General features: G+C 73.9%; 19 protein-coding genes, 1 tRNA gene and 1 pseudogene. 12 read left to right on the forward strand and 9 right to left on the reverse strand.

Features of this window, described 5'->3' with window-relative positions:
• Positions 1-20: 20 nt before the first annotated feature.
• Together ACZ3KP_RS01015 and ACZ3KP_RS01020 are read right to left on the reverse strand one after the other, a co-directional pair.
• The gene (locus tag ACZ3KP_RS01015; RefSeq protein WP_467495289.1) at positions 21-4298 is read right to left on the reverse strand and encodes an HAD-IC family P-type ATPase; all 4278 of its coding nucleotides are present in this window, start codon (positions 4296-4298) and stop codon (positions 21-23) included.
• A 19-nt stretch (positions 4299-4317) separates the two neighbouring features.
• A complete protein-coding gene (locus ACZ3KP_RS01020) occupies positions 4318-5196 on the reverse strand; it encodes a hypothetical protein (RefSeq protein ID WP_467495291.1) in 879 nt (292 codons plus the stop codon).
• A gap of 142 nt (positions 5197-5338) precedes the next feature.
• Between ACZ3KP_RS01020 and ACZ3KP_RS01025 the strand changes: the two are divergent.
• Positions 5339-6013: pseudogene (locus ACZ3KP_RS01025) on the forward strand (enolase C-terminal domain-like protein); the annotation flags it as partial.
• Between the two features lie 86 nt (positions 6014-6099).
• On the opposite strand, the gene ACZ3KP_RS01030 reads toward ACZ3KP_RS01025, so the two are convergent.
• Positions 6100-7701: an MFS transporter gene (locus ACZ3KP_RS01030; RefSeq protein WP_467495293.1), complete on the reverse strand. Its 1602-nt coding sequence runs from the start codon at positions 7699-7701 to the stop codon at positions 6100-6102.
• Positions 7702-7894: 193 nt separating this feature from the next.
• Here ACZ3KP_RS01030 and ACZ3KP_RS01035 point away from each other — a divergent pair, with 193 nt between their 5' ends.
• The gene (locus ACZ3KP_RS01035) at positions 7895-8890 is read left to right on the forward strand and encodes an Lrp/AsnC family transcriptional regulator (RefSeq protein WP_467495295.1); all 996 of its coding nucleotides are present in this window, start codon (positions 7895-7897) and stop codon (positions 8888-8890) included.
• Between the two features lie 66 nt (positions 8891-8956).
• Complete coding sequence (locus tag ACZ3KP_RS01040) at positions 8957-11113, forward strand: SpoIIE family protein phosphatase (RefSeq protein WP_467495297.1); 2157 nt, start codon at positions 8957-8959, stop codon at positions 11111-11113.
• Positions 11114-11132: 19 nt separating this feature from the next.
• Here ACZ3KP_RS01040 and ACZ3KP_RS01045 read toward each other — a convergent pair whose 3' ends face one another.
• The 4 genes from ACZ3KP_RS01045 to ACZ3KP_RS01060 form a co-directional block, all read right to left on the reverse strand.
• Positions 11133-11660: an NUDIX hydrolase family protein gene (locus ACZ3KP_RS01045; protein ID WP_165939308.1), complete on the reverse strand. Its 528-nt coding sequence runs from the start codon at positions 11658-11660 to the stop codon at positions 11133-11135.
• Between the two features lie 42 nt (positions 11661-11702).
• Positions 11703-12848 (reverse strand): amidohydrolase family protein, encoded by a 1146-nt coding sequence (locus ACZ3KP_RS01050; RefSeq protein ID WP_467495299.1) that lies wholly within the window; start codon positions 12846-12848, stop codon positions 11703-11705.
• The gene (locus tag ACZ3KP_RS01055) at positions 12848-14251 is read right to left on the reverse strand and encodes a glutamine synthetase family protein (RefSeq protein WP_467495301.1); all 1404 of its coding nucleotides are present in this window, start codon (positions 14249-14251) and stop codon (positions 12848-12850) included. The genes ACZ3KP_RS01050 and ACZ3KP_RS01055 overlap by 1 nt, the downstream gene beginning before the upstream one ends.
• Positions 14252-14434: 183 nt before the next feature.
• Positions 14435-14905 carry a Dps family protein gene (locus tag ACZ3KP_RS01060; RefSeq protein ID WP_467495303.1) on the reverse strand — a complete coding sequence of 157 codons (471 nt, stop codon included), beginning with the start codon at positions 14903-14905 and terminating at the stop codon, positions 14435-14437.
• A 164-nt stretch (positions 14906-15069) separates the two neighbouring features.
• Here ACZ3KP_RS01060 and ACZ3KP_RS01065 point away from each other — a divergent pair, with 164 nt between their 5' ends.
• From ACZ3KP_RS01065 to ACZ3KP_RS01085, 5 genes are all read left to right on the forward strand, one after another.
• A complete protein-coding gene (locus ACZ3KP_RS01065) occupies positions 15070-15843 on the forward strand; it encodes a sulfite exporter TauE/SafE family protein (RefSeq protein WP_467495305.1) in 774 nt (257 codons plus the stop codon).
• Between the two features lie 104 nt (positions 15844-15947).
• Positions 15948-16112 (forward strand): 50S ribosomal protein L33, encoded by a 165-nt coding sequence (gene rpmG / locus ACZ3KP_RS01070; RefSeq protein WP_132887902.1) that lies wholly within the window; start codon positions 15948-15950, stop codon positions 16110-16112.
• A 34-nt stretch (positions 16113-16146) separates the two neighbouring features.
• Complete coding sequence (locus tag ACZ3KP_RS01075; RefSeq protein ID WP_467495307.1) at positions 16147-16407, forward strand: type B 50S ribosomal protein L31; 261 nt, start codon at positions 16147-16149, stop codon at positions 16405-16407.
• 18 nt (positions 16408-16425) lie between these two features.
• On the forward strand, positions 16426-16548 hold the full coding sequence (gene ykgO, locus ACZ3KP_RS01080) for a type B 50S ribosomal protein L36 (RefSeq protein WP_240858519.1): 123 nt from the start codon (positions 16426-16428) through the stop codon (positions 16546-16548).
• 165 nt (positions 16549-16713) lie between these two features.
• The gene (locus ACZ3KP_RS01085) at positions 16714-17487 is read left to right on the forward strand and encodes a cobalt-precorrin-6A reductase (RefSeq protein WP_467495310.1); all 774 of its coding nucleotides are present in this window, start codon (positions 16714-16716) and stop codon (positions 17485-17487) included.
• 48 nt (positions 17488-17535) lie between these two features.
• On the opposite strand, the gene cobF is transcribed toward ACZ3KP_RS01085, so the two are convergent.
• A complete protein-coding gene (gene cobF / locus ACZ3KP_RS01090) occupies positions 17536-18318 on the reverse strand; it encodes a precorrin-6A synthase (deacetylating) (protein ID WP_467495312.1) in 783 nt (260 codons plus the stop codon).
• 44 nt (positions 18319-18362) lie between these two features.
• Positions 18363-18872 carry a DUF309 domain-containing protein gene (locus tag ACZ3KP_RS01095; RefSeq protein ID WP_467495314.1) on the reverse strand — a complete coding sequence of 170 codons (510 nt, stop codon included), beginning with the start codon at positions 18870-18872 and terminating at the stop codon, positions 18363-18365.
• 114 nt (positions 18873-18986) lie between these two features.
• On the opposite strand from ACZ3KP_RS01095, the gene ACZ3KP_RS01100 reads away from it, so the two are divergent.
• From ACZ3KP_RS01100 to ACZ3KP_RS01115, 4 genes are all read left to right on the forward strand, one after another.
• Positions 18987-19060, forward strand: a tRNA-Pro gene (locus tag ACZ3KP_RS01100).
• 94 nt (positions 19061-19154) lie between these two features.
• The gene (locus tag ACZ3KP_RS01105; protein ID WP_467495316.1) at positions 19155-20120 is read left to right on the forward strand and encodes a D-2-hydroxyacid dehydrogenase family protein; all 966 of its coding nucleotides are present in this window, start codon (positions 19155-19157) and stop codon (positions 20118-20120) included.
• 225 nt (positions 20121-20345) lie between these two features.
• A complete protein-coding gene (locus tag ACZ3KP_RS01110; protein WP_358979832.1) occupies positions 20346-22163 on the forward strand; it encodes an ABC transporter ATP-binding protein in 1818 nt (605 codons plus the stop codon).
• Between the two features lie 81 nt (positions 22164-22244).
• Entirely contained in the window at positions 22245-22910 is a 666-nt protein-coding gene (locus ACZ3KP_RS01115) for an NUDIX domain-containing protein (RefSeq protein ID WP_467495319.1), read from the forward strand.
• Positions 22911-23006: the final 96 nt, after the last annotated feature.

Below are 23006 nucleotides of genomic sequence, written 5' to 3' on the forward strand. Positions count from 1 at the left end.
GGCCCGCGGGCACGGCACGCTCACGGTGCAGGCGCTCGCGTGGCGGGCAGCAGATCCGTGACCTTCCGCTCCAGGAACGGCAGAGCGCGCTGACTCCGGACCGCCAGCGCGATCGACGCGGCCACCGTGGTCAGGGCCGCCGGGCCCAGCGGGGTGCAGCCGAAGAAGTGGCTGACCGCCGGCGTCTCGATGAGAGCGATCAGCACCGCCGCCGAGCCGAGCGCGGTGAGCCGCACCAGCGGGCTGTCACGGCGGTCCAGCAGTGTCTGCACGAGCTGGGTGCCGACCACCGCGGCCAGCGCCATCGTGCTGGAACGGCGGGCCGTTCCCGGCGTGGCCCGGCCGGCGAGCCAGGCCAGGAGCGCGCCCACGCTGGTCGTCAGCGCACGGTGCCGGATCTGCCGCAGCAGCGGCGCTCCGAGCGCGGCCGACGGCGAGCCGGGGTCCTCCCGCTCGGCCGGCGCCTTCGGGGTGACGGCCACCGCCATCGCCGGGAACAGGTCCGTGAGGAGGTTGACCAGCAGCATCTGCCGGGTGGACAGCGGAGCCCGGCCGGCCAGCAGGGTGCCGAGCACACCGAAACCGACCTCGCCCGCGTTGCCGCCGATGAGGATGGCCACGGCGTCCGCGACCCCGTGCCACAGCGACCGACCCTCCCGCACCGCGTCGATCAGCACCGTCAGATCGTCATCGGTCAGGACGAGGTCGGCGGCGTTGCGGGCGGCGGCCGAACCGCGGGTGCTGATGCCCACGCCGACATCGGCGGCACGGATCGCCGCCGCGTCGTTGGCGCCGTCCCCGACCATGCCGACCACCCGTCCCGCGTCCCGCAGCGCCTCGATGACCTGTAGTTTCTGCTCCGGCGCGACACGTGCCACCACACCGGCGTCGCGCAGCACCCGGGCCCTGCCCGAACGGTCGGCGGCCGCGAGGTCGTCGCCGGTCACCACGACGGTGTCCGCGGGCCAGCCCAGTTCGGCGGCGATCGTCCGCGCGGTCCCCGGATGGTCGCCGGTGAGCATCACCGGTCGTACGCCCTCCTCCCGCAGACCGCGCACCAAGGCGGTGGAGGTCTCGCGCGGGGTGTCCGCGAGGGCAAGCAGGCCGACGAACTCAAGCTGCTCCAGAGGCTGTTCGAGGACGCCCGAGACGTCCTCGGCGTCGTCGAGCCGACGTTGGGCGACGGCGAGGACCCGCAGGCCCTCGGCGGCCAGCGACTGCGCCGTCGCCGAGGCGGCTTCGGGGCGGCCGGAGCAGGCCGGCAGAACGGTCTCCGGTGCGCCCTTCACCACCAGCAGCGGCGGTCCGTCGCCGGACCGGCCGACGGCGGCCGCGTACCCGCGGGCCGCCTCGAACGGGAGTCCCTCCACCTGCACCCAGTCGGGGTCGGGTTCGGCCGCCTCCAGGACCGCCGCGTCGGTGACGTGAACCGGCGGCTTGTCGCCGTTGCCGACCTGGGGGCAGGCCCGGGCCGCCACCCGCAATGTGCCGGCCACGCGTTCGTCGCCCGCCGGGTGGCCGTGTCCCTCGCCGTCGGTCACCCGCGCCAGGCGCAGGGTGTTCTCGGTGAGCGTGCCGGTCTTGTCGAAGCAGACGGTGTCCATCCGGCCCAGCGCCTCCAGCGCGCGGGGCGCCCGGACCAGCACCCCGTCCCGGCTCAGCCGCCGGGCGGCGGCCAGTTGGGCGACCGTCGCCACCAGCGGCAGCCCCTCCGGCACGGCGGCCACGGCCACTGCGACACCGCCGCTGACCGCCTCCCTGATCGGGCTGCCCCGCAGCAGTGCGAGACCGGTGACCGCGGCGCCGCCACCCAGTGTCAACGGCAGGGCCTGCGCGGTGAGTTCGTGCAGCCGGGCCTGGACTCCGGCGGCCGGGGGCGTGCGCGCGGCCAGGTGGACGGCGCGCGCGGACTCGGTGCGCTCGCCCGTGTCCACGACCACCGCGCGCGCCTGCCCCGCGGCCACCGTGGTGCCTTCGAAGACCATGGAGTGCCGGTCCGCCACCGGCACGTGCGGGGTCGCCGCGGTGTGCTTCTCCGTCGGCACCGACTCGCCGGTCAGCGCGGACTCGTCCACCTCCAGGCCGTCCTCCGACAGCACCCGGGCGTCGGCCGGCACCACGTCGTCGGTGTGCAGGTCGATCACGTCGCCCGGCGCCAGGCGCGCCGCGTCGACGGTGTGGGTGTCCGGTTCGTCGGGGGAGTCCGCCACCCGCGCCTGCCGCTTCTGCTCGGCGAGCAGCCCGGACACGGCCCGTTCGGCCCGCAGTCGCTGGATGCCGCCGATCAGCGCGTTCAGGTCGAGCGCGCCGACCACCAGCAGGGCGTCCACCACCGAGCCGACGATCGCGGACGCGGCCGAGCCGACCGCCAGCACCGGGGTCAGCGGGTCGTCCAGTTCGCTGCGCACGGCACCGGCGAGCCGCAGCGTCCACCGCACCGGGGTGAGCAGCGGGTTACGGGACGGCTCCGCGGCCCGCTGCCGCTCCTCGGGCGACACCGGCTCCCGTTCGTGCTCCAGGCGCTCCAGGGTCTCCCGCGCGCCCAGTTCGTGCCAGTGCACCCGGGCCCTGGGGTGCGGCGCGCCGGCCCGTGCCACCCGCAGCGCCTCCCAGGTCCCCGACAGCAGGGCCGTCGCGGCGGCACCGTCCACCGGCGCGTGCCGCATCCCGGGCAGCGCGGCCAGCCGGCCGCGCCCGCTCCTCGACTCGCCGACGGCCACCAGCAGCCCGGACAGCGCGGCCCCCGACCGGGCCAGGATCTGCGAGCGCCGGCCCACCCGGCGCGCGGCCGGTACCGCGGTCAGCAGCCGCCACACGTCGGGCAGTCCGTGCAGGGCGAGGGCGTCGGCACCCCAGACGACCGTGCTGCCGGCGTCGGCGAGCGCGAGCGCGATGTCCCCGGCGAGCAGCCCGGCCAGCAGCCCGTGGTCCCGCTCCGACCACAGCCGGGCCACCGTGATCACCGCGCCCGAGTCCTCGGGCAGGGAGCACACCACGTCGTCCAGCGGCCGTCGGGCGTCCACCACCTGGTCGGCGAGGCCGGTGTAGTCCTCCAGCGCCGGGTCGTCCACCAGGACGACCCGCAGCCCGGCGCGCCGGGCCGCGTCCAGCACCGGCTCCGTCCAGGGATCGGCCTCCCCGTCCGCGCCCCGGACCGCGCTCGGATGCAGCACGAGGGTGCCGGCGAGTTCCAGCTCCCGCAGCCGCTCGGGGTCGCGGACCAGCAGCCCCGAACGGGCCAGTACGGCACCGAGGACCGCCTCGAAGGCGGTCGGCCCGTACCGGGCGGCCTTCGGCGAGGCCGCGAGCACCGCCTCCGCCGCCTCGGTGACGTCGTGTTTGACCAGCAGGGTGGCGGCTGCCCCCAGGACGCCGCCGGCGAACGCGTGGTTGGCGTAGTCCGCGGACGGGGGGGTGCGCAGGGGCGGGCGTGGGCGGCCGTCGTCTCCGGTGCTCGGCCGGTCCGGGTTGCACAGTTCGTCGTGGAACAGCTCGAAGGCGGCCGCCCGTGCCATCGTGTCGGCGAGCCGGCAGCCGCGCAGGGTTCCGTCGAGCAGCAGCGCCGCGGGGGTCTGCCCGGCTCCGTGGGCCGCCGCGTTCGCGCACGTCAGCAGCAGGTCCATGGCGTCGGCACCCAGGTGGTCGCGGAGCAGGCCGCGGAAGCGGGGGTTCTCCCGCAGGACGGTCACCACCGCGGTCACCACCCGCGGCGACGGCGGCAGCCGCAGCGTGTACGCGGCGACGCCCACGCCGGTGCCGACCAGGTCGGCCGCGAGGGTCGCCAGGGCCGCCCGGATCCCCCGCCGGTCCGCCGGGTGCGGGATGTCCTCGGGGCCGGCGTCGTCCGCCACGAGACCGGAACGGACGGCGAGATCGCTCGCGTACTCCAGAACCTCGTCGGTGACCGCCTCCTCGGCCGCGGCCACCACCAGGCGCCCGAGCCCCTCGTCCCAGTAGGCGAAGAGCACGTCCGGATGCTCGGCCAGCTCGGCGGCGACCTGCACGGCGAGCCGGCGCACCCCGCCGGCCCTGCCGGCCCGCGCCGGATCCGCCGCCCGCAGCGCGAGGTGCGCCCGGGCGCCGGAGCGCCACTGCCGTTCGGCCCCGAGCAGCGCGTTGCGTGCCGCACGCGTCATGCGGGTGGCCATGTCCAGGCTCCGGACACCGGCCCGCGCGGTCCCGGCGGCGGCTCCGGCGGCCGCGCCGATCCCCGGCGCGGCCGCCCTGGCCAGCAGTCCGGGCGCCGTGGACACCGCCCGCACGGCCAGGGACGGCACTCTCGGCAGTCCGAACGCCATCACGCACCCCCGGCCCGCATCAGCCGGCGGGCGGGGCGGTCGGGTCGGCCGGCGGTGCGACCACGTGCGGGGGATCGTCGTCGTCGGCGGGGGCCGGTGCGGTCGATCCGGTGGGCGGGGCGAGCGGGTCGTCGTACGGATCGGGGTCGTGCGGTTCGGCGGGCGTGCCCGGTCCGGCTGCCGATTCCTGCTCGTCGGACCCGCCGAGACCAGTCGCTGTGTCCTGTTCGGCGGGTGTGCCGAAGTCAGCCGTCGTGTCCTGTTCGGCGGGTGTGCTCGGTCCAGCCGTGGCGTCCTGTTCGGCGGGTGTGTCGAGGTCGGTGGACAGGATGTCGAGGTCGGTGGACAGGAGCTGTCCGGTGGGCCTGTCGAGGTCGGCGGGCGCGGGCCGGCCGTGGGGTGTCGCGGCCGGTCCGTCCGGTCCGAGGACGGCAGCCGCGGCCGCGGTGGTGGCGGGCCCGGCCGACGCTGCGGCCGGGCCGTCCGGCATCTCGTCCCCCCGCAGCGGGCCCGGACCCGCCACGCCCGCGCCCGGGCCGGGCTCCGTCACGGCGTCGCCCATCGCCACATAGGCGCCGTGGCCCGCGCTTTCCGTCGTCTCCCGGGCCGGCGCGTTCATGGCCGCGCTCTCGCCGCTCGGCCCCGGCCGCGGCTGGGTCAGCCAGGCCACCGCGGCGCCGGTCAGCGCGACCGGCCACTCCACGACTCCGGTCACCCCCAGCACCCCGGCTCCCGCGTACACCGCCATCCGGCGGCCTCGGGGCGACACCGCACCGATCTTGTCCAGCGTTCCCTCCGCGGCCTTGGTCACGGCTCCGGCGCCGGGTACCTTCCGCACCGCCGAGGCCGCGTTCCGCAGGGGCGCGGTGAGGGCCGAGGACGACTTCTGCTCAGCCATGACTACTCCTCGTCACTGCCGGGATCGCTCCTTCTGCCTGCTGAGTGCCCCGGAACATGCAGGCCCATCCGGTACTTACCGAACATTTCGGGAGCGAGTGGCGCGTCGATGGTGGCACCCGTGTACGCGCACCCACTGACCTGCGATCGTCCGCCAGAGGGAGGCGGTCTGCGACCACTGGGGCTTCCGGGACTTCAAGCCGAAGGGCGGGGCCCTCACGGGCGCCGAGGAGGTCAAGGCCGTACAGGCGCTGAAGGAGCGCTTACGCAGGGGTCCTCGGCGTAGGCGAGGGTGCCGAGCAGCAGCCGGCACAGTTCGACGGCCTCCCGCAGCGACCACGCCCCGGGCGCGAGATCCTCGCCGAGTTCCGCCGGGCCACCGGGCTGCCCACCGCGACCAACATGATCGCCACCGACCGGCGGCACCTCACCCACGCCCTCGCCCTGCAGTCGGTGTCGATCACGCTCGCCGACCCACACTTCTGGACCCTGCGCGGCTCGGTGCGGGTGGCCCAGCCATGCCATGGCCCACTGCTGCGCCGCCGCCCCCGGCGAGTACAACGCCCTGGACACGCACTGGATCTGGCAGGAGGGCCAGGAGCGGCTCACCGTCGAGCCGCCGAGGGGTCGTCGGGGCGAGGTCGCGGTCACCGACGCCCCCGGTCTCGGTGTCCGCCTCGACGTGGGCCGCCTGCTCGCAGGCCCACGCCCTCCACCAGGAGCGTGACCTCGGCGCGGGCCCGGGCGACGCGACCGGGATGCGGTACCTGGTGGAGGGCTGGACCTTCGACGCCAAGCGGCCCTGCATGGTGCGGTGAGCGGGTAGCGGCCGTGCCGTCCGTGAACCGGGTGAACCGGCGGCGGTCGTACCCGTGAGCCGGCAACCCCCGATGTGTCCGCGCCGTCACGCGTCCTGTGCGACCTGGGCGTTCTTCTCCTTCGCGGGGGGTTCCGCTCCGGCCGTCCGGAGCGTGCGCTGCTGCCGGGGCGTGCGCAGCAGTACCGCCGCGACCAGGGCGGCCAGCACCGTGAGGCTGCCCGCCGTGATCAGGCACAGCCGCATCCCGTCCAGGAACGCGTCGCCGAGCGCACCCATCGCCTGTCCGGTCCGCGCGCCCAGGTCCAGCCCGGCGACCGCGCCGAGACCGTCCGCCCGCGCGACGGAGACGATCCGGTCCTGGGCCGCGCCGGTGACTCCCGCGTCGGTCAGGTGACCGGGGAGTGCGTCGATGGCTCGGGTGGTGAGCAGGGCGCCCAGGACGGCCGGGCCGAGAGCCCCGCCGACCTGCCGGAAGGCGTTGTTGCCCGCCGCGGCCATACCGGCCAGGTGGTGGGGCACGGAGGCCACCGCGGTCGCCGTCATGGGCGTCATCACCAGCCCCATGCCGAGGCCCAGCAGGACGAGCCGCCAGGCGGCCGAGCCGAAGGAGGTGTCGGCGGCGAGGCCGGTCAGCGCGAACTGCGCGGCGGCGACCATCAGCAGACCGCAGGTGATCATCCAGCGGGCCGAGAGCCGGTGCATCAGCCGCCCGGCCGGTCCGCCGACGAGCAGGGCTGCCCCGGTGACCATCAGCAGCCGCCAGCAGGCCTGCAGGGTGTCCAGCCGCTGCACCATGCCGAAGTAGAGGCTGAGCACGAAGAAGAACCCGATCAGCGCGAGGAAGCTGGTCAGCGCGACGAGCGTGGTGGCCGTGAAGGCCGGACTGCGGAACAGGCTCAGGTCCAGCATCGGGCTGGCGCTGCGCCGCTCCGCCAGCACGAAGGCGACACCGGCGACCACCGCGGTGAACAGCGCCACCATCACCTTGACGTCGGTGAACGAGCCGGCGCCGCCCTCGATCACGCCGTACACCAGCGCGGTGATCGCGAGAGTCGCGGTGATCTGGCCGGGCCAGTCCAGCCGGCGCCCGTGCGGGGCGCGGGAGTCGGTCAGCTGCCCGGCCGCGATCGCGACCGAGAGCAGCGCGACGGGCACGGACGGCAGGTAGATCCAGCGCCAGGAGAAGTGCGCGACGACGACACCGGCGATGACCGGGCCGACCGCCAGCGCCGTCATCAGGCAGGTGGCCCAGATGCCGATGAACTTCCCACGCTCCCGGTGGTCCGGCACCGCGTGGCTGATCAGCGCCAGTGTGGTCGGCAGCAGCGCCGCCGCGCCGATTCCGGCCAGGGCCTGTCCGGCCCAGACGACCTCGATGGAGTGCGCGCACAGCGCGGTGACCGCGCCCGCCGCCGAGAAGAGCAGCCCGGCCTGGAACACCTTTTTGCGCCCGTGCACGTCGCCGAAGACACCGGCGGTGAGGATGAACGCGGCCATCGGCAGTACGAAGGCGTCCTGCACCCAGGACAGTTGGGCGGTCGAGGCGTTCAGCGCCGCTTGCAGGGCGGGCAGGCTCACGGCGACGGTGGTGACCGGCAGATAGGCGACGAAGACGCCCAGGCAGGCCATCACGATCGTGGCCGTCCGACGCTCGACCGGCCCGTTCGCCGGTGTCGTGAGATTCACGGGGACACTCCTTCGCGGCGCACGGCACCGCGCTCGAAGGCCGCCGGCATGTGCGGCGGCCCGCTGACGTCCGGGCCGCCGAGGGGAGACCCGCCGCCACAGCATCCGGCCGGAGGCCGCGCAACCGCCACACACATCCCCGCCGACCTACGAAAACCTCCATATCCGCTGCGCCCGATGGCAGACTTCCACCATGCTCGACTCCGTGGACAGAAAGATCCTCCGCGCCCTGCAGTGCGCGCCCCGGCTGCCCTTCCGCCGGATCGGCGAGGTGGCCGGAGTCTCGGAGCAGACCGCGGCCCGCCGGTACCAGGCGCTGCGGCGTTCCGGCGCCCTGCGGGTGCTGGGCCTGGTCAACCCGCGGGTGTACGGCACCGCGGAATGGGTTACCCGCATCCGCTGCCGCCCCGACCTGGTCGGCCCGCTCGCCGACGGCCTCGCCCGGCGCCCCGACATCGCCTATGCCCATCTGGCCTCGGGCGGTTCGGAGATCTTCTGCATCATTCGGGCGCCGTTCGACATGCAGCGCGACGACATCCTGCTGCGCCGGCTGCCGCGGGCCGCCGCGGTCCTGGACATCGCCGTCGACCTGCTCATCCACGCCTACGGGACGCCCGGCAGCAGCGAGTGGACCGGCTACGGGGACGACCTCACCGACGAGCAGGTACGGCAGCTCACCGCGCAGCGGCCGACGCCCGCTCCCGTGCCGCCGACGCCCCCGGCCCAGGAGGACGCCCCGCTCCTCGACGCCCTCGCCGAGGACGGCCGTACCACCCACACTCGGCTCGCCGAACTCACCGGCTGGTCGCTGTCCCGGGTGGCCCGGAGGCTGGAGGCGCTGGAGAGTTCCGGCACCCTCACCTACGACGTCGAATTGCTCCCCGAACCGCTCGGCTTCCAGCTCAACGCCATCGTCTGGCTGCGGGTCGCCCCCGCCGGGCTGGAACGGGTCGGTGAGGCGGTCGCCCGCCACGCGGAGGTCGCCTTCGTGGGAGCCGTCAGTGGCGAGTACAACCTGATGGTCATCGTCATCGCCCGGGACGCCGAGGACTTCTACCAGTACCTGACCACGAGCATCGCGGCGATCGAGGGCATCGACGGCTACAGCGTCAGCATCCGGGTCCGCCGCCTGAAACAGGCGGCCTCCCTCATCTCCCGCGGCCGGCTGGTACCACCGCCGACGCTCTAGCCGCGCGCCGCGCACCGCGCGGCTCTCTCCGGTGGTCGCCCCGTTCCATGGCGTTAACCTGTCGTTATGTGCCCGAACCGCCCGGAGGGGGACGAAACCGACCCGGTCGTGAGGGCGCGGGACAAAGCGCTGGCCCTGGCGCTTCGGCAGGCGGTGGCGGGCGTCGGAGGCCAGGGCGCCCTCGTCCACCGCTGGGACCCCGGCACGCGCCGGCTCGACCTGGTGGCGGCGGAGGGTGTCAGCGCCGAGGCCGCCCGGCCCTGGCACGTGCTGCGCGAGGAGCAGGACGTGCCGCCGTCCTGTGCGCTGCGGCGCGGTGTCCTCGTCCGCACGGCCGGGGACCGCCTCGCGACCGGCGCCGCGGGCACCGTGGCGGTGCCGCTGGTCGGGGCCGGCGGCCCGATCGGCGCCCTGACGGTCATGCTGTCCGGGACGGACGGACCCGACGACGTGGAGCTGTCCTTCCTCCATGCCGTGGCCGCCTGGACCGCCGAGCACCTGGAACGCCCCGGCGGCCGGCCCCCGCAGAGGGACTCCGTGCCCGGACACGAGCGGACCGCCAGGGCGGCGGAGCTGACCTCGGCGCTCGCCGAGGCGGTGACGGTCCAGGACGTCGTACGGGCCGTGGCCGAACACGTCCTGGCCCCCTTCGGCGCCGAGGGACTGATCGTCTCCGTGTTCGAGAACGGCCGGCTCACCAGGGTCGGCCAGGTGGGCTACCCGGTGGACTACCTGAAGCGGTTCGAGGGCCCGCTCCACGCGGGCCTGCCCGTCACCGACGTGCTGCGGTCCCGCAGTCCGCTGTTCCTGGAGTCACCGGCCCAGATCTACCAGCGCTACCCCGCGGTCACCGACCGGATCCTGATGGGCACCTCGCCGAAGATGGCCTGGGCGTTCCTGCCGCTGGTCGCCTCCGGGCGGGCGGTGGGGATGGCGATCCTGTCGTACAGCCGGCCGCACTCCTTCGGCGAGGCGGACCGCACCCTGCTGACCACGTTCAGCGCCCTGGTCGGCCAGGCCCTGGAGCGGGCCCGGCTGTACGACCTGGAGCACGCCCGCGCCCAGGAGCTGCAGAGCGCCCTGCTGCCCCGCACCCTGCCCAGGCCGCCCGCCGCCGTCGCGGCCGCCCGGTACCTCCCAGCGGGCCGCGGCGAGCAGGTCGGCGGCGACTGGTTCGACGTGATCCCGCTCTCCGGCGACCGGGTGGCCCTGGTGATCGGCGACGTGATGGGCCACGGCATCGCCGAGGCGGCCACCATGGGCCGGCTGCGCACCGCCGTACGCACCCTCGCCGACCTCGACATGGCCCCCGACGAACTGCTGGGCCATCTCAACGACCTGGTCAGCGACTTCGGCGAGGACTTCTACGCGACCTGTCTGTACGCCGTGTACGACCCGGTCGGCCGCAGGTGCGGCTACTCTCTGGCCGGTCATCCGCCGCCCGTCTTCGTGTACCCGGACGGCACCGTCCACAGCCCCGTGCTGAGCCCCGACCCACCGCTCGGCGCCGCCACGCCGCCGTTCGCCGCGCACGACCTGCCGCTGCCCGACGGGAGTCTGGTGGTCCTGTGCACCGACGGGCTCATCGAATCCGGCGCCCAGGACGCCGAACAGGGACTGACCCGGCTGCTGAGCGTGCTGTCCAAGGCCGCGGTCGGCCCGGCCCGCTTCACCGGCCTTGACGAGGAGGCGGACGCGCGGGGCCTGGAGGACCTGTGCGACACGGTCGTCTCGGAGCTGCTGCCGGACCGGGACCACACCACCGACGACGCGGCCCTGCTCATCGCCCACACCCGGGCCATGCCCGCCGACGACGTCGCCTCCTTCGGCCTGCCCGACGACCCGCGGGCGGCCGGCCAGGCCCGGGATCTCGTCCGCGACCAGCTCTCCCGCTGGGGCCTCGACGAACTGACGACGACCACCGAACTCCTGGTGAGCGAGCTGGTCGGCAACGTGATCCGGCACGCCAAGGGGCCCATGCGGCTCCGGCTGCTGCGCAGCCGCAGTTTGACCTGCGAGGTCTACGACGGCAGCCTGAGCACCCCGCGCATCCGGCACGCCACCTACACCGACGAGGGGGGCCGCGGCCTCCAGCTGGTCGCCGCCCTGTCCCGGCGCTGGGGCGCCCGCTACCTCAGAGACGCCAAGTGCATCTGGACGGAACAGGACATCCCCGACGGTCTCGGCAACCGGCTCGCCGCCGCCGAGGTGCCCGCCCCCTGAGGTGGCGGCCGACCGCCTCCTAGCTGACGAACCCGACATGCGCCAGGGCCTGCTTCAGCAGCACCCCGTGACCGCCGGGCATCTCGCTCTGCACGGCCTCCAGCATCGCTTCCTGCGGGCTGAACCACACCAGGTCCAGAGCGTCCTGCCGGGGCCGGCAGTCACCCGTGACCGGCACGATGTAGGCCAGCGACACCGCGTGCTGACGCGGGTCGTGGTACGGGGTGACGCCGAGCGTCGGGAAGTACTCGGCCACCGTGAACGGCTGCAGCGAGGCCGGTACCCGGGGCAGCGCGACCGGTCCCAGGTCCTTTTCCAGATGACGCAGCAAGGCGTCGCGGACCCGCTCGTGGTGGAGCACCCGGCCGGAGACGAGGGTCCGGCTGACCGTGCCGTCCGGGCCGATGCGGAGCAGCAGTCCGATGCTGGTGACTTCGCCGCTGTCGTCGACGCGCACGGGCACGGCCTCCACGTACAGGATCGGCATGCGGGCGCGAGCCATCTCCAGCTCGTCGGAGGACAGCCAACCGGGCGTGGTATCGGTCATGTCAGACATTGCTTGATCATACTTTCCGGGCGGGGCACGCGGTCAGTCGCGGCCGGTGTCGGATGCGGGAAGCCCGTAGACGCGGCGGGCGTTCTCGCGTCCCGTCCAGGCGGCGATCCGCACCGCGTCGGCCGGGCTCAGTTCGTCGGCGTCCACCCGGTCCTGGAGCAGTCCGGCCAGCCCCTGCCGGAAGGACAGCGCTCCGAGATGGTGGAACTCGGCCACACCATAGGCGTCCGAGCTGTACAGCAGTTTGCGGAACGGGGTGATCTCCATCGCCTCGGCGAGCACCGCCCCGGCCCGCGTCGCCCCCACGTAGTGCAGCGTCAGCCCCACGTCGAGGTGCACATGTTCGAACACCGTGGCCAGATAGGCGGCCTGGCGGTGGTACGGCCAGCAGTGCAGCAGCAGGACCGGGACGGTGCCGGTGGTCAGCCGCAGCCAGTCGGTGAGCAGTGCCGGATCCGCGTGGTGCAGCCTGAGGTCCGAGTCCCCGAAACCGGCGTGGAGTTGGAGCGGCAGCCCGAGGGCGACGGCGATCCACAGCAGGTGGCGCATCAGCACCGGGTCGGTGAGCCGTCCGCCGCCGTCCGCCAGCCACAGCGCGGCGGCCCGGGTCACCTCGGCGTACGTGGGACGCGCCGGGTTCAGGTCGAACCCGGTGCGGTAGGCGGCCACCGACTTCACCGCGACCACCCCGGGCCGCCGTACCGCCGCCTCGGCCGCCGCCCGGAAGGCGCCCGCGTACTCGCCCGCCTCGACGCCCCGCGCGGCCACCTGCTCGGCGATGCCCTCCAGCCGCACCACCTCGTAGGCGGTGCCCCCGGCCGCCTCGGCGAGTTCGGCGGGGGAGGTGACCGGCTGCGGGGCGAACCCGGTGTCCACGCAGAACGCCTCGGCGTGCGCCGCCCGCAGAAAACGGCGGTTGACCTCCTGCCAGCCCAGTTCCGCCCGGCGCGCCAGGTAGTCGACGGCCGGGGCGTGCCGGTCCAGGCCGAGCAGCGGCGCGCAGTGCCGTCGTACGGCGACGCCCACCGGGCTGTCGAACGGTGACACGCCCGGCCACGCCTCGCCCTCGGTGAGCAGGGCCGCGAACTCCGGTGCGGTGAGGTCGGCGGCGACCGCGCCGTGGCAGTGGTGGTCGACGAGGGGGAGCGCGTCGAGGGCTTCCCTGACCTGCCCTGTCATCAGTACTTCCAGCGGTAGGCCGCCGCCACCCCGGCGTCATCGAGCCCGGCGACGGATCCCGTCTCGCCCTCGCGCACGGCGATCACCGCGTCCGCGAGGACCGGCCCGAGCGCGGCCCGCAGCACCTCGTCCTGGCGGAACTCCTCGACGGCCTGCGGCAGCGAGGTCGGCAACCGCCGCACCCCCCGGGCCACCGCCTCGTCGGGGATCAGCGCGGCCGGGTCGCCGGTGACCTCGGCGGGCAGCGGCGCCGCCGTGGTGAGCCCGTCGAGTCCCGCGGCGATCACGCAGCCGAGCGCGAGATACGGGTTGGCGGCCAGGTCGACCGGCTTGATCTCCAGGTTGGCGTCCTCGCCCTGGTGGCCGGTCGTGCCGGTGACGACGCGGATCGCGGTCTCGCGGGTCTCCCGGCCCCAGGCCGTGAACACTCCCGCCCACTGGGAGGGTTTGAGCCGCAGATAGCTGGCCGGGCTCGGCGCGGTCACCGCCGTCAGCGCCGGCAGGTGCGTCAGCAGCCCGGCCACGAAGGACTCCGCCGCGGCCGTCATGCCGTACCGGGCGTCGCCGCCCGCGTGCAGGTTGACGCCGTTGCGCCACACCGAGAGATGGAGATGGCCGCCGTTGCCGACACCCCGCTCCACGACGGCCGGCGCGAAGGAGGCCCGCAGCCCGTGCCTCTGCGAGACGGCGCGGACGGTCTGCCGGACCAGGACGCTCTGGTCGGCCGCCGCCACCGGGTCCAGGGCGCCGGTGGACAGCTCGAACTGGCCCGGCGCGTACTCCGGGTGCAGCTGGGCGACCGGCACCTCCTGCGCCTCCAGGGTCGCGAGCAGGTCGGCGGTGTAGTCGCTCAGCTCGATCTGCCGGGTCGCGCCGTACGCCGGACCCCAGGTCGCGGGCGTGAACTCGTCGGCCGACGCGCCGGGTCGGCCGAGCGACCACTCGATCTCGACGCCCGCCCGGAAGGTGACGCCGTGCCGGTCCTCGGCGTCGGCGACGACCCGGCGCAGGAAGGTGCGGCTGCAGCCCGGGTGCCGGTCGCCCTCCTGGGTCAGCCGGTCGACGGGCGCCCACGCCCAGCCGGGCTGCCCGGCCAGCACCACGAGCCGGTCCAGGTCCGGGTAGAGGCGCAGATCGCCGTCGGGGGAGCCGAGGACGTCGGTGCGTACGATCGCGTCGTTCGCCAGGAACGTGTCGAACACCGGGGACATGCCGACGCCCCGGGCCACCGCCGAGTGCAGCCCCTGCCAGGGGACCGTCTTCACCCGGCAGATCCCGGCGGTGTCCACGTAGGCCAGCACGATCCCGCGCACACCCCGCGCGGACAGTTCGTGGGCCAGGGCGTGCGCACGGGCGAGATCGCCGGGGTGCCCGCCGGGCACGGGGTCGACCAGGGGTGGCATACGACGTCCTCCTCGACGGGCTCGGATGCGCGCGTACCGGTCAGGGTTTCACGCTTCCCGCGCCGAACCGCGGAACGCGGACCGGCGCCGGGGAGTCGGGAGGCCGCGCTCGGGCGCACACGTCGAACCGGCCCGACGTGTGCACGTCGGGCCGGTCCGTGGGGAGGGGGATACTCCCGGTGCTCAGCTGTTCTCGGCCGCGAACATCCAGCGCTGCTTCTCCAGGTCGGCGGTGATGGTGATCAGCAGGTCCTGGGTGACCGGGTCGGGCTCCTCGGTCGCGGCGATCCGCTCGCGCAGCCGTCCGACCGCCGCCTCCAGCGTCCGCACCATCAGCTCCACGACCTCGTCGTCCCGCAGCCAGCCGTCCTTGGCACCGGGCAGCGCGAAGGCCGCCGCGATGGTCTCCGGGCGGCCGTCCGGAGACACGCCCAGGGCGGCGGCGCGTTCCGCGACCGTGTCCGAGTAGGCGCGTGCGGTGGCGACCACCTCGTCCAGCTGGAGGTGGATCGATCGGAAGCGCGGACCCACGATGTTCCAGTGGGCCTGCTTCCCGATCAGTGACAGACCCAGCAGATCCACCAGCGTCTCCTGCAGAGCAGTCCCGGTGACCTGAAGTGCCCCGTCGGGCAGCGTGCTCTTCACGACGGTCATGGCGCGCGTCTTCCTTTCGTTCTGAGCGATTCGCTCCGAGGCTCGTTCCGAGCTGTCGTGGAAGCTCGGGTGCCCTCACTGCCCAGGAGCAAACGCCTGCCGGGGCCGATCGGCGAGACGGTACCTACCGCGACGGCTTGTCCGGACATAGCATCGGTCTCCGCATGAACACGATGACGCTCTGGCACATGTCCGGCTGGGGGTTCGCCGCCCTGGCACTCGCCGCACTGCTCGTCGGCTTCTCCAAGACCGCCGTCAGCGGCGCCAACACCGTCAGCCTCGCCGTCTTCGCCGCGGTCCTGCCGGCCCGCGCCTCCACCGGCGTCCTGCTCCCGCTGCTCATCGCGGGCGACGTACTGGCCGTCGCCACCTACCGCAGGCACGCGCACTGGCCGACGCTGTGGCGGCTGTTCCCGGCGGTGGCGGCGGGAGTGGTGATCGGCACCCTGTTCCTGGTGTGGGCCGGCGACGGGGTCGTCCGTACGTCGATCGGCGCGATCCTGCTGCTGATGGCCGGGGTCACGCTGTGGCGGCGGCGCACCGCCGACGGGCCGGACGACCCGGACGCGGTCACCACCCGGGCGGGCCGGGCGAAGGCCGGTTCGTACGGTGTGCTCGGCGGCTTCACCACGATGGTCGCCAACGCGGGCGGCCCGGTGATGTCGATGTACCTGCTGTCGGCCGGTTTCCGCAAACTCGGCTTCCTCGGCACGTCGGCTTTCTTCTTCCTGATCGTGAACGTGTCCAAGGTCCCCTTCAGCGCCGGGCTCGGCCTGATCGACGGCGACTCGCTGCTGCTCGACGCGGCACTCGTGGCGTTCGTCGTCCCCGGCGCGTTCCTCGGGAAGTGGGCCGTGAACCGGATCAACCAGCGGCTGTTCGAGCAGCTCGTCATCGCGGCGACGATCGTGGGCGGCGTGCAGCTGCTCCTGCGCTAGCCGGTCCCGGGACCCGGGAATGCGGCGGCGGGGGGCGTTGTTGGACCCGTCGTGATTGACATGCTCGGATCATGAACGCCGGGTGTGGAGAAAGGGAGGACCTCATGGCACGCAGCACCGAGCGTCCCGTCGTCAGGCTGAAGTCGACGGCCGGGACCGGCGTCACCTACGTGACCCGCAAGAACCGCCGGAACGACCCCGACCGGCTGGTCCTGCGCAAGTACGACCCGGTGGCCGGCGCCCACGTGGATTTCCGCGAAGAGCGCTGACACGCAACACCCCACCGCCCCTGGAAGGAACCCCATGAAGTCCCGCATCCATCCCGACTCCCGGTTCGTGGTCTTCCGCGACCGTGCCGCGGACACCGCGTTCCTGACCTGCTCCACCGCCGACTCGTCCCGGACGATCGAGTGGGAGGACGGCAACACCTACCCGCTGATCGACGTCGAGGTCTCGTCGGCGTCGCACCCCTTCTACACCGGCCGGACACGGGTCCTGGACAGCGCCGGCCGGGTGGAGCGCTTCGAGCGCCGCTACGGCCGCACCGCCTCCGCCCGCGGCTGACCCGAGGAGGACAGAGACATGAAGGTGCGCAAGTCCCTGCGCTCACTGAAGGCCAGGCCCGGCGCCCAGGTGGTCCGCCGCCGCGGCGTGGTCTACGTGATCAACAAGAAGGACCCCCGCTTCAAGGCCCGCCAGGGCTGACGACGGACAGGTCCCACGACGGCCGCCCGGCACCCCAGCCGGGCGGCCGTCCGGCGTCCCGGCGCGAGACGCCCGGCGGCCCGGGGTGCGGACCGGCCGCGCCCGGGCGGTTCTCTCGTGTCCCCGGTGCGTCGGCGTACGTCGGTCGGCCCCTACGCTCGGGCCATGTCCTCGCACGTCCTGATCCTCGGCGGTACCGCCGAGGCGCGTGAGCTGGCGGCCGTGCTCGCCGCGCGCCCCGGTGTCCGCGTCACCACCTCCCTCGCCGGACGCGTCGGCCGGCCGGGCGCGCTGGCGGGGGAGGTCCGGGTCGGAGGCTTCGGCGGGCCGGCCGGACTCGCCGACTGGCTGCGCGAGCGGCGCGTGTCCGTCCTCGTCGACGCCACGCACCCGTTCGCCGAGACGATCACCGCGAACGCGGCGCGGGCCGCGGCGGCCACCGGCGTCCCGGCCCTGGTGCTGCGCCGCCCCGGCTGGCGGCCCGGCCCCGGGGACCGCTGGCACCCCGCCGCATCCCTGCCCGACGCGGCGGAGCTGCTGGCCGGCTTCGGCCCCCGGGTCATGCTGACCACGGGACGCCTGGGCCTGTCCGCCTTCGCCCACCTGACGGACCACCACTTCGTCGTACGGTCGGTGGAACCCCCCGAACCCCCGATGCCCCCGGGCACCGAGGTGCTGCTCGCCCGCGGCCCTTTCACCGTGGCCGACGAGACCGCGCTGCTGTGCGAGAACCTGATCGACGTGCTGGTGACGAAGGACAGCGGGGGAGCGGCGACGGCGGCGAAGCTCACGGCCGCACGCGAGCTGGGCCTGCCGGTGATCGTCGTGCGACGGCCTCCGCTGCCGGCCGGGGTGACGGCGGTGCCCGATGTGGCGGGTGTGCTGGAGCGGCTGGAACGACTGGAACGGCTTGGACGGCTGGATGTCGGCCGCGGGTGACCGCCGCGGCACGCGACCGCCCCGGCACGCGGCGGCCCCGGATCGCGGTCAGGTGCCCCGCGGCCCCTCGGGGTGGCGGCGCAGCAGATACGTGTCCATGATCCAGCCCTTGCGCTCCCTGGCTTCGGCCCGCAGCCGCTCGATCCGCGGGGCGGCCTCGGCGATCGGGCCCGCGACCAGGATCTCGTCGGGGGTGCCGAGGTAGGCGCCCCAGTAGATGTCGATGTCCTGGTCCGCGTACCGCCGGAAGGCCTGGTGCGCGTCGAGCATCACCACCACGTCGTCCACGCCGTCGGGGAGCCCCTCGGCGAGCCGCCGCCCGGTGGTGATCTGCACCGGCCGGCCCACCCGGTTCAGCCCGGTGCGGTGCCTGGCCACCAGCGACGACACACTGCTGATCCCGGGCACCACGTCGTACTCGAACGCCACCGAGCCCCGCTCCAGCACCTCCGCCAGGATCGCCAGCGTGCTGTCGTACAACGAGGGGTCGCCCCACACCAGGAAGGCGCCGGTCCCCGTCTCGCCCAGCTCCTCGCGGATCAACCGCTCGTAGATGTCCGCGCGGGCGCTGCGCCAGTCCCCGACCGCCGGTGGGTACGCGCCGCCGCTCGCCGCCCGGTCCCGCTCCGGGTCCGGCGCCTCGACCAGCCGGTAGCCGCCGTCCGGTAGGTGCGTGTCGAGCATGTCCCGGCGCAACCCGGTGAGGTCGCTCTTGACCTCGCCCTTGTCCAGGATGAAGAACACGTCCGTGTCCTTGAGCGCCCTGACCGCCTGGAGGGTGAGCTGGTCGGGGTCGCCCGCGCCGATACCGATGACATGAATCTTTCGCACGCCCCGAGTCTGCCGCATGCCACGGACAGCGGGTCACGCCGGTGCTACCGGGCGCCGCGCAGCCGGGGTGCCTCGGTCCTCGCCGTCACCGTCCCGGCGCCGCCCTCGACCCGCCCGGCCAGCTCCCGGGCCCACCGGGCGAGCCCCTCGACGTCCATCCCGTACGGCGACCGCTCCCCGCTCCCGGCCGCCCACTCCTCCACCGCACCGGCCCCGCGCCGCAGCAGCCGCGCCCCGCCGGTCACGTTGCCCCGGGCCGAGTGCGTGAGCCCCACCGCCAGCTGCGCCAGCCCCCGCCACAGCGTCCGCTCCGCCTCGGGCCCCGACTTCCAGGCGTCCTCGAACACCTCGTGCGCGTGGAAGGGCTTCCCGGCGTCCAGCAGCGCCTGCGCCTCGGCGACGGTCTCCTCGGGAGTCCGGACGACCCCTTCGGGCTGCCGTTCGACCCCGGACGCGCCGTACGGCAGCGGCCGCCCCAGCCCGTCGCGCGGCCGGGCGTTGCGCGCCCGGCCCTCGGTGTCCCGGTCCCGTGCCCCTGTCCCCGCGTTTCCCATACGACCGATTGTGCCCCTCCGCACGCCCCTCCTCGCGCCCGCTTTCGGCTCGCCCGGGTGCGTGGGGTAAGGTGCTGTTCGCGCGATCACGCGGGCCACCGCGAGTGAGCGCACCGGGACGTGGCGCAGCTTGGTAGCGCACTTGACTGGGGGTCAAGGGGTCGCAGGTTCAAATCCTGTCGTCCCGACTTGCGAGAACGCAGGTCGAGGGGTCTGTCGGAGGGGTCTGACGGGCCCCTTCGTCGTGTCCGGGGCACCGCTCGCGCAAGGAACAATGCCCGCATGACCCTTCGCTGTGCCGTACTCGACGACTATCAGGGCGCCGCCCTCACCATGGCGGACTGGAGTCCCCTCGCCGGGCGGGCCGAGGTGCGCACGCTCCGCGAACACCTCTCCGACCGGGACCGGCTCGCCGCCGAACTCGCCGACTGCGAGATCGTCGTGGTCATGCGCGAGCGCACGCCGTTCGACGCGGACCTGCTGGGGCGGCTGCCCCGGCTGCGTCTGCTGGTCACCACCGGGATGCGCAACGCCTCCGTCGACCTCGCCGCCGCGGCCGCCCGGGGCGTGACCGTCTGCGGTACGGCGAGCAACGCCACCCCGCCGGTGGAACTGACCTGGGCGCTGCTCCTCGGGCTGGCCCGGCACGTCACCTCGGAGAACCGCGCCCTGCGCGCGGGCGGCCCCTGGCAGTCGACCGTCGGCCAGGACCTGGCCGGGCGCACCCTCGGCCTGCTCGGGCTCGGCAGGATCGGAACCCGGGTGGCCCGCGTGGCCGGCGCCTTCGGCATGGAGGTGCTCGCCTGGAGCCAGAACCTCACCGCCGAGCGGGCCGCCGACGCCGGGGCCCGGCTGGCGGCGGACAAGGAGGAGCTGCTGCGCGGCAGTGACTTCGTCTCGGTCCACCTCGTGCTCTCCGACCGCACCCGTGGCCTGCTCGGGGAGCCGGAGTTGCGCGCCATGCGGCCGCACGCCTACCTCGTCAACACCTCGCGCGCCGCGATCGTCGACCGGAGCGCCCTGCTGCGCGCCCTCGGCGAGGGCTGGATCGCGGGCGCCGGACTCGACGTCTTCGAGACCGAGCCGCTGCCCGCCGACGACCCCCTGCGCACCCTGCCGAACGTACTGGCCACCCCGCACCTCGGCTACGTCACCGAGCGGAACTACCGCACCTTCTACACGGAGGCGGTGGCGGACATCACCGCGTTCCTCGACGGCACCCCCGTCCGGGTGCTGGCCGGCGGGTGAGGCGGCCGAGCCGCCGCGGCCGCCGCCCCCGGAACCCTCGCACCTGCCCGGAGCCCTCGCACCTGCTCGGATGCGTGTTCGCACCGTAGTCGTCGCGCCGAAAAACACGTGGACCGCGCCACCGTCGTCGCGCCACACTTCCCTTTCCTGACCTGCCGATTCCAGGCCGGCACGCACCTGTGGCGGCCGACTCGGCATGCCGTGCGACGACTACACAGGGTTGACATGACATCCTCTGTCGATTTACCTGCCACCGGACCACGCAGGGGCGCGGTGCTGCTCGCGCTCCGTTACTACGGACGGGAGCTGGCCCGGCTCAAGCGGCTCACCGTTCCCGCGATGCTGCTGCCGGCGCTCGGCAACATCGGCATCAACTACCTGGCCCCGCTGGTCGTGGCCAAGCTGGTCGGCCGGATCGCCGACGGCCACGGCCTGAGCCCGCGCAGCGCGCTGCCGTACGTCCTCGGCTTCGCCGGCGTCCTGCTGCTGGCGGAGGCGCTCTGGCGGGTCGGTCTGCACTGCCTGAACCGCCTGGACGCGCTCGGCATCGAGCGGCTGTACGTCATCGGGATGGACGAACTGTTCGCGAAGGACGCCGCGTTCTTCCACGACAACTTCGCCGGGTCCCTCACCAAGCGGGTGCTGAGCTTCGCCACCCGCTTCGAGGAGTTCGGCGACACCCTCACCTTCAACATCGTCGGCAGCTTCGTGCCCCTGGCTTTCGGGTCCGTGGTGCTGTGGCGCTACGAACCGCTGCTGGTCGCGGGCCTGTTGACGATGATCGCGGTCACCGGGGTGTGCGCGGTTCCGCTGATCCGGCGCCGGCAGCGGCTGGTCGCCGAACGCGAGGAGGCCATCGCCCGGGTGTCCGGGCATGTCGCCGACAGCCTGATGAACATGGACACGGTCCGGGCGTTCGCCGCCGAGGAGCGGGAGGCCGCCGAACACCGGTCACGGGTCGCCGAGTCGCGGCGGCGCCAGCTGCGCTCCTGGGACTACGGCAACCTGCGCATCGACACGTTCGTCGCACCGATGTCCGTGGCGACCAACGCGCTCGGCCTGCTGCTCGCCGTCACGCTGGCGGGCGGCGGGCACAGCGTGGAGGCGGTCGTGGTCGCCTTCACCTACTACAGCAACGCGACCCGGATCATGTTCGAGTTCAACCAGATCTACCGGCGCATGGAAAGCTCCATGACGGAGGCCGCGCAGTTCACCGAACTGCTCCTGGAACCGCCGACCGTGCTCGACCCGGAGGTGCCCGAACCGCTCGCTCCGAAGGGCGCGGACGTCCGCTTCGAGAAGGTCTCCTTCACCCACGCGGGTGCCACACCACTGTTCGAGGGGCTGGACCTGGAGGTGCCCAGCGGATCGAGGTTCGGCTTCGTCGGCCGGTCGGGCGGCGGCAAGACCACGCTCACCCGGCTGCTGCTGCGGATGACCGACATCGACGGCGGCCGGATCACGATCGGCGGCCAGGACATCAGCCGGCTGCGCCAGGCCGACCTGCGCAGCCTGATCGCCTACGTCCCGCAGGACCCCGCGATGTTCCACCGCACCCTGCGGGACAACATCGCCTTCGCCCGGCCCGGCGCCACCGACGCCGAGATCCGGCTGGCCGCGGAGGCCGCGCACGTCACGGAGTTCGCCGACGCGCTGCCCGACGGCTTCGAGACGATGGTGGGGGAGCGGGGCGTGAAGCTCTCCGGCGGCCAGCGGCAGCGGGTCGCACTGGCACGGGCGATCCTCAGGGACGCCCCGATCCTGCTCCTGGACGAGGCGACCAGCGCCCTCGACTCCGAGAGCGAGCTCCTCGTCCAGGAGGCGCTGTGGCGGCTCATGGAGGGGCGGACGGCCCTGGTGGTGGCGCACCGGCTGAGCACGGTCGCCGCCATGGACCGGCTGGTGGTCCTCGACCGGGGCCGGATCGTCGAGCAGGGCACGCACCACGAACTGCTCGCCGCCCAGGGCGCCTACGCAAAACTGTGGCAGCACCAGTCGGGCGGCTTCCTCGACGAGGACCCCGAGAAGGTGGAAGTGCACTAGGTCACATCGGCCGGACCGGGCGGGTGGTAGACAGGTGATCATGAGCCATCCGAACACCTGCGCCCGCCCGGCCGGCATCCGATGACCGCCGGGGTCGACACCCCGGACCGCCGGGGCCGTACCGGACTCGACCGCACCGGCCGGGACCTGACCGGCAACCCGAACGTGCGGGTCCGGGACGTGAAACTGCTGTCCAGCCACTGGTACGTCGAGCGGGCCACCACCTTCGACTACCGGCACGCCGACGGCACCTGGCGCACCGAGGAGCGCGAGACCCACGACCGCGGCAACGGCGCCACCCTCCTGCTGTACGACACCGAACGCGAAACCGTCCTGCTCACCCGCCAGTTCAGGTTCCCGGTGTACGTCAACGGCCACCCCGACGGCATGCTGATCGAGACCCCCGCAGGGCTCCTGGACGACGCGGACGAACACCCCGAGCACGCGGTCCGCCGGGAGGTGGTCGAGGAGACCGGGCACACCGTCGGCGACGTCCAGCACGTCTTCGACGTCTACATGAGCCCCGGCTCGGTCACCGAGCGGATCTCCTTCTACGCGGCCGCCTACGGCCCGTCCACCCGCACCCACGAGGGCGGCGGCCTGGACGAGGAGGGCGAGGACATCGAGATCCTCGAACTCCCCTTCCGCCGGGCCCTGGAGATGATCCGGACGGGCGAGATCGCCGACGCCAAGACGATCATGCTGTTGCAGTGGGCGGCTCTGGAGGGCCCGTTCGCCGGTCGGTGATCCCGTCGACACCGCTGACCTGGACCGCACTTCGAGCCGAAGACTGCCGTTCGCGCACCCGGACCCCGGGTGCGCGAACGCAGGAGGCGGCATGAA

This window comes from Streptomyces sp. NPDC020958 (assembly GCF_055562175.1).

What these genes read in the sequence shown, in the direction of transcription:
- ACZ3KP_RS01015 (WP_467495289.1), bottom strand. Translation starts at nt 4,298, where the DNA reads ATGGCGTTCGGACTGCCGAGAGTGCCGTCCCTGGCCGTGCGGGCGGTG.
- ACZ3KP_RS01020 (WP_467495291.1), bottom strand. Translation starts at nt 5,196, where the DNA reads ATGGCTGAGCAGAAGTCGTCCTCGGCCCTCACCGCGCCCCTGCGGAAC.
- ACZ3KP_RS01035 (WP_467495295.1), top strand. Translation starts at nt 7,895, where the DNA reads ATGCTCGACTCCGTGGACAGAAAGATCCTCCGCGCCCTGCAGTGCGCG.
- ACZ3KP_RS01040 (WP_467495297.1), top strand. Translation starts at nt 8,957, where the DNA reads ATGTGCCCGAACCGCCCGGAGGGGGACGAAACCGACCCGGTCGTGAGG.
- ACZ3KP_RS01045 (WP_165939308.1), bottom strand. Translation starts at nt 11,660, where the DNA reads ATGACCGATACCACGCCCGGTTGGCTGTCCTCCGACGAGCTGGAGATG.
- ACZ3KP_RS01050 (WP_467495299.1), bottom strand. Translation starts at nt 12,848, where the DNA reads ATGACAGGGCAGGTCAGGGAAGCCCTCGACGCGCTCCCCCTCGTCGAC.
- ACZ3KP_RS01055 (WP_467495301.1), bottom strand. Translation starts at nt 14,251, where the DNA reads ATGCCACCCCTGGTCGACCCCGTGCCCGGCGGGCACCCCGGCGATCTC.
- ACZ3KP_RS01060 (WP_467495303.1), bottom strand. Translation starts at nt 14,905, where the DNA reads ATGACCGTCGTGAAGAGCACGCTGCCCGACGGGGCACTTCAGGTCACC.
- ACZ3KP_RS01065 (WP_467495305.1), top strand. Translation starts at nt 15,070, where the DNA reads ATGAACACGATGACGCTCTGGCACATGTCCGGCTGGGGGTTCGCCGCC.
- rpmG (WP_132887902.1), top strand. Translation starts at nt 15,948, where the DNA reads ATGGCACGCAGCACCGAGCGTCCCGTCGTCAGGCTGAAGTCGACGGCC.
- ACZ3KP_RS01075 (WP_467495307.1), top strand. Translation starts at nt 16,147, where the DNA reads ATGAAGTCCCGCATCCATCCCGACTCCCGGTTCGTGGTCTTCCGCGAC.
- ykgO (WP_240858519.1), top strand. Translation starts at nt 16,426, where the DNA reads ATGAAGGTGCGCAAGTCCCTGCGCTCACTGAAGGCCAGGCCCGGCGCC.
- ACZ3KP_RS01085 (WP_467495310.1), top strand. Translation starts at nt 16,714, where the DNA reads ATGTCCTCGCACGTCCTGATCCTCGGCGGTACCGCCGAGGCGCGTGAG.
- ACZ3KP_RS01095 (WP_467495314.1), bottom strand. Translation starts at nt 18,872, where the DNA reads ATGGGAAACGCGGGGACAGGGGCACGGGACCGGGACACCGAGGGCCGG.
- ACZ3KP_RS01105 (WP_467495316.1), top strand. Translation starts at nt 19,155, where the DNA reads ATGACCCTTCGCTGTGCCGTACTCGACGACTATCAGGGCGCCGCCCTC.
- ACZ3KP_RS01110 (WP_358979832.1), top strand. Translation starts at nt 20,346, where the DNA reads ATGACATCCTCTGTCGATTTACCTGCCACCGGACCACGCAGGGGCGCG.
- ACZ3KP_RS01115 (WP_467495319.1), top strand. Translation starts at nt 22,245, where the DNA reads ATGACCGCCGGGGTCGACACCCCGGACCGCCGGGGCCGTACCGGACTC.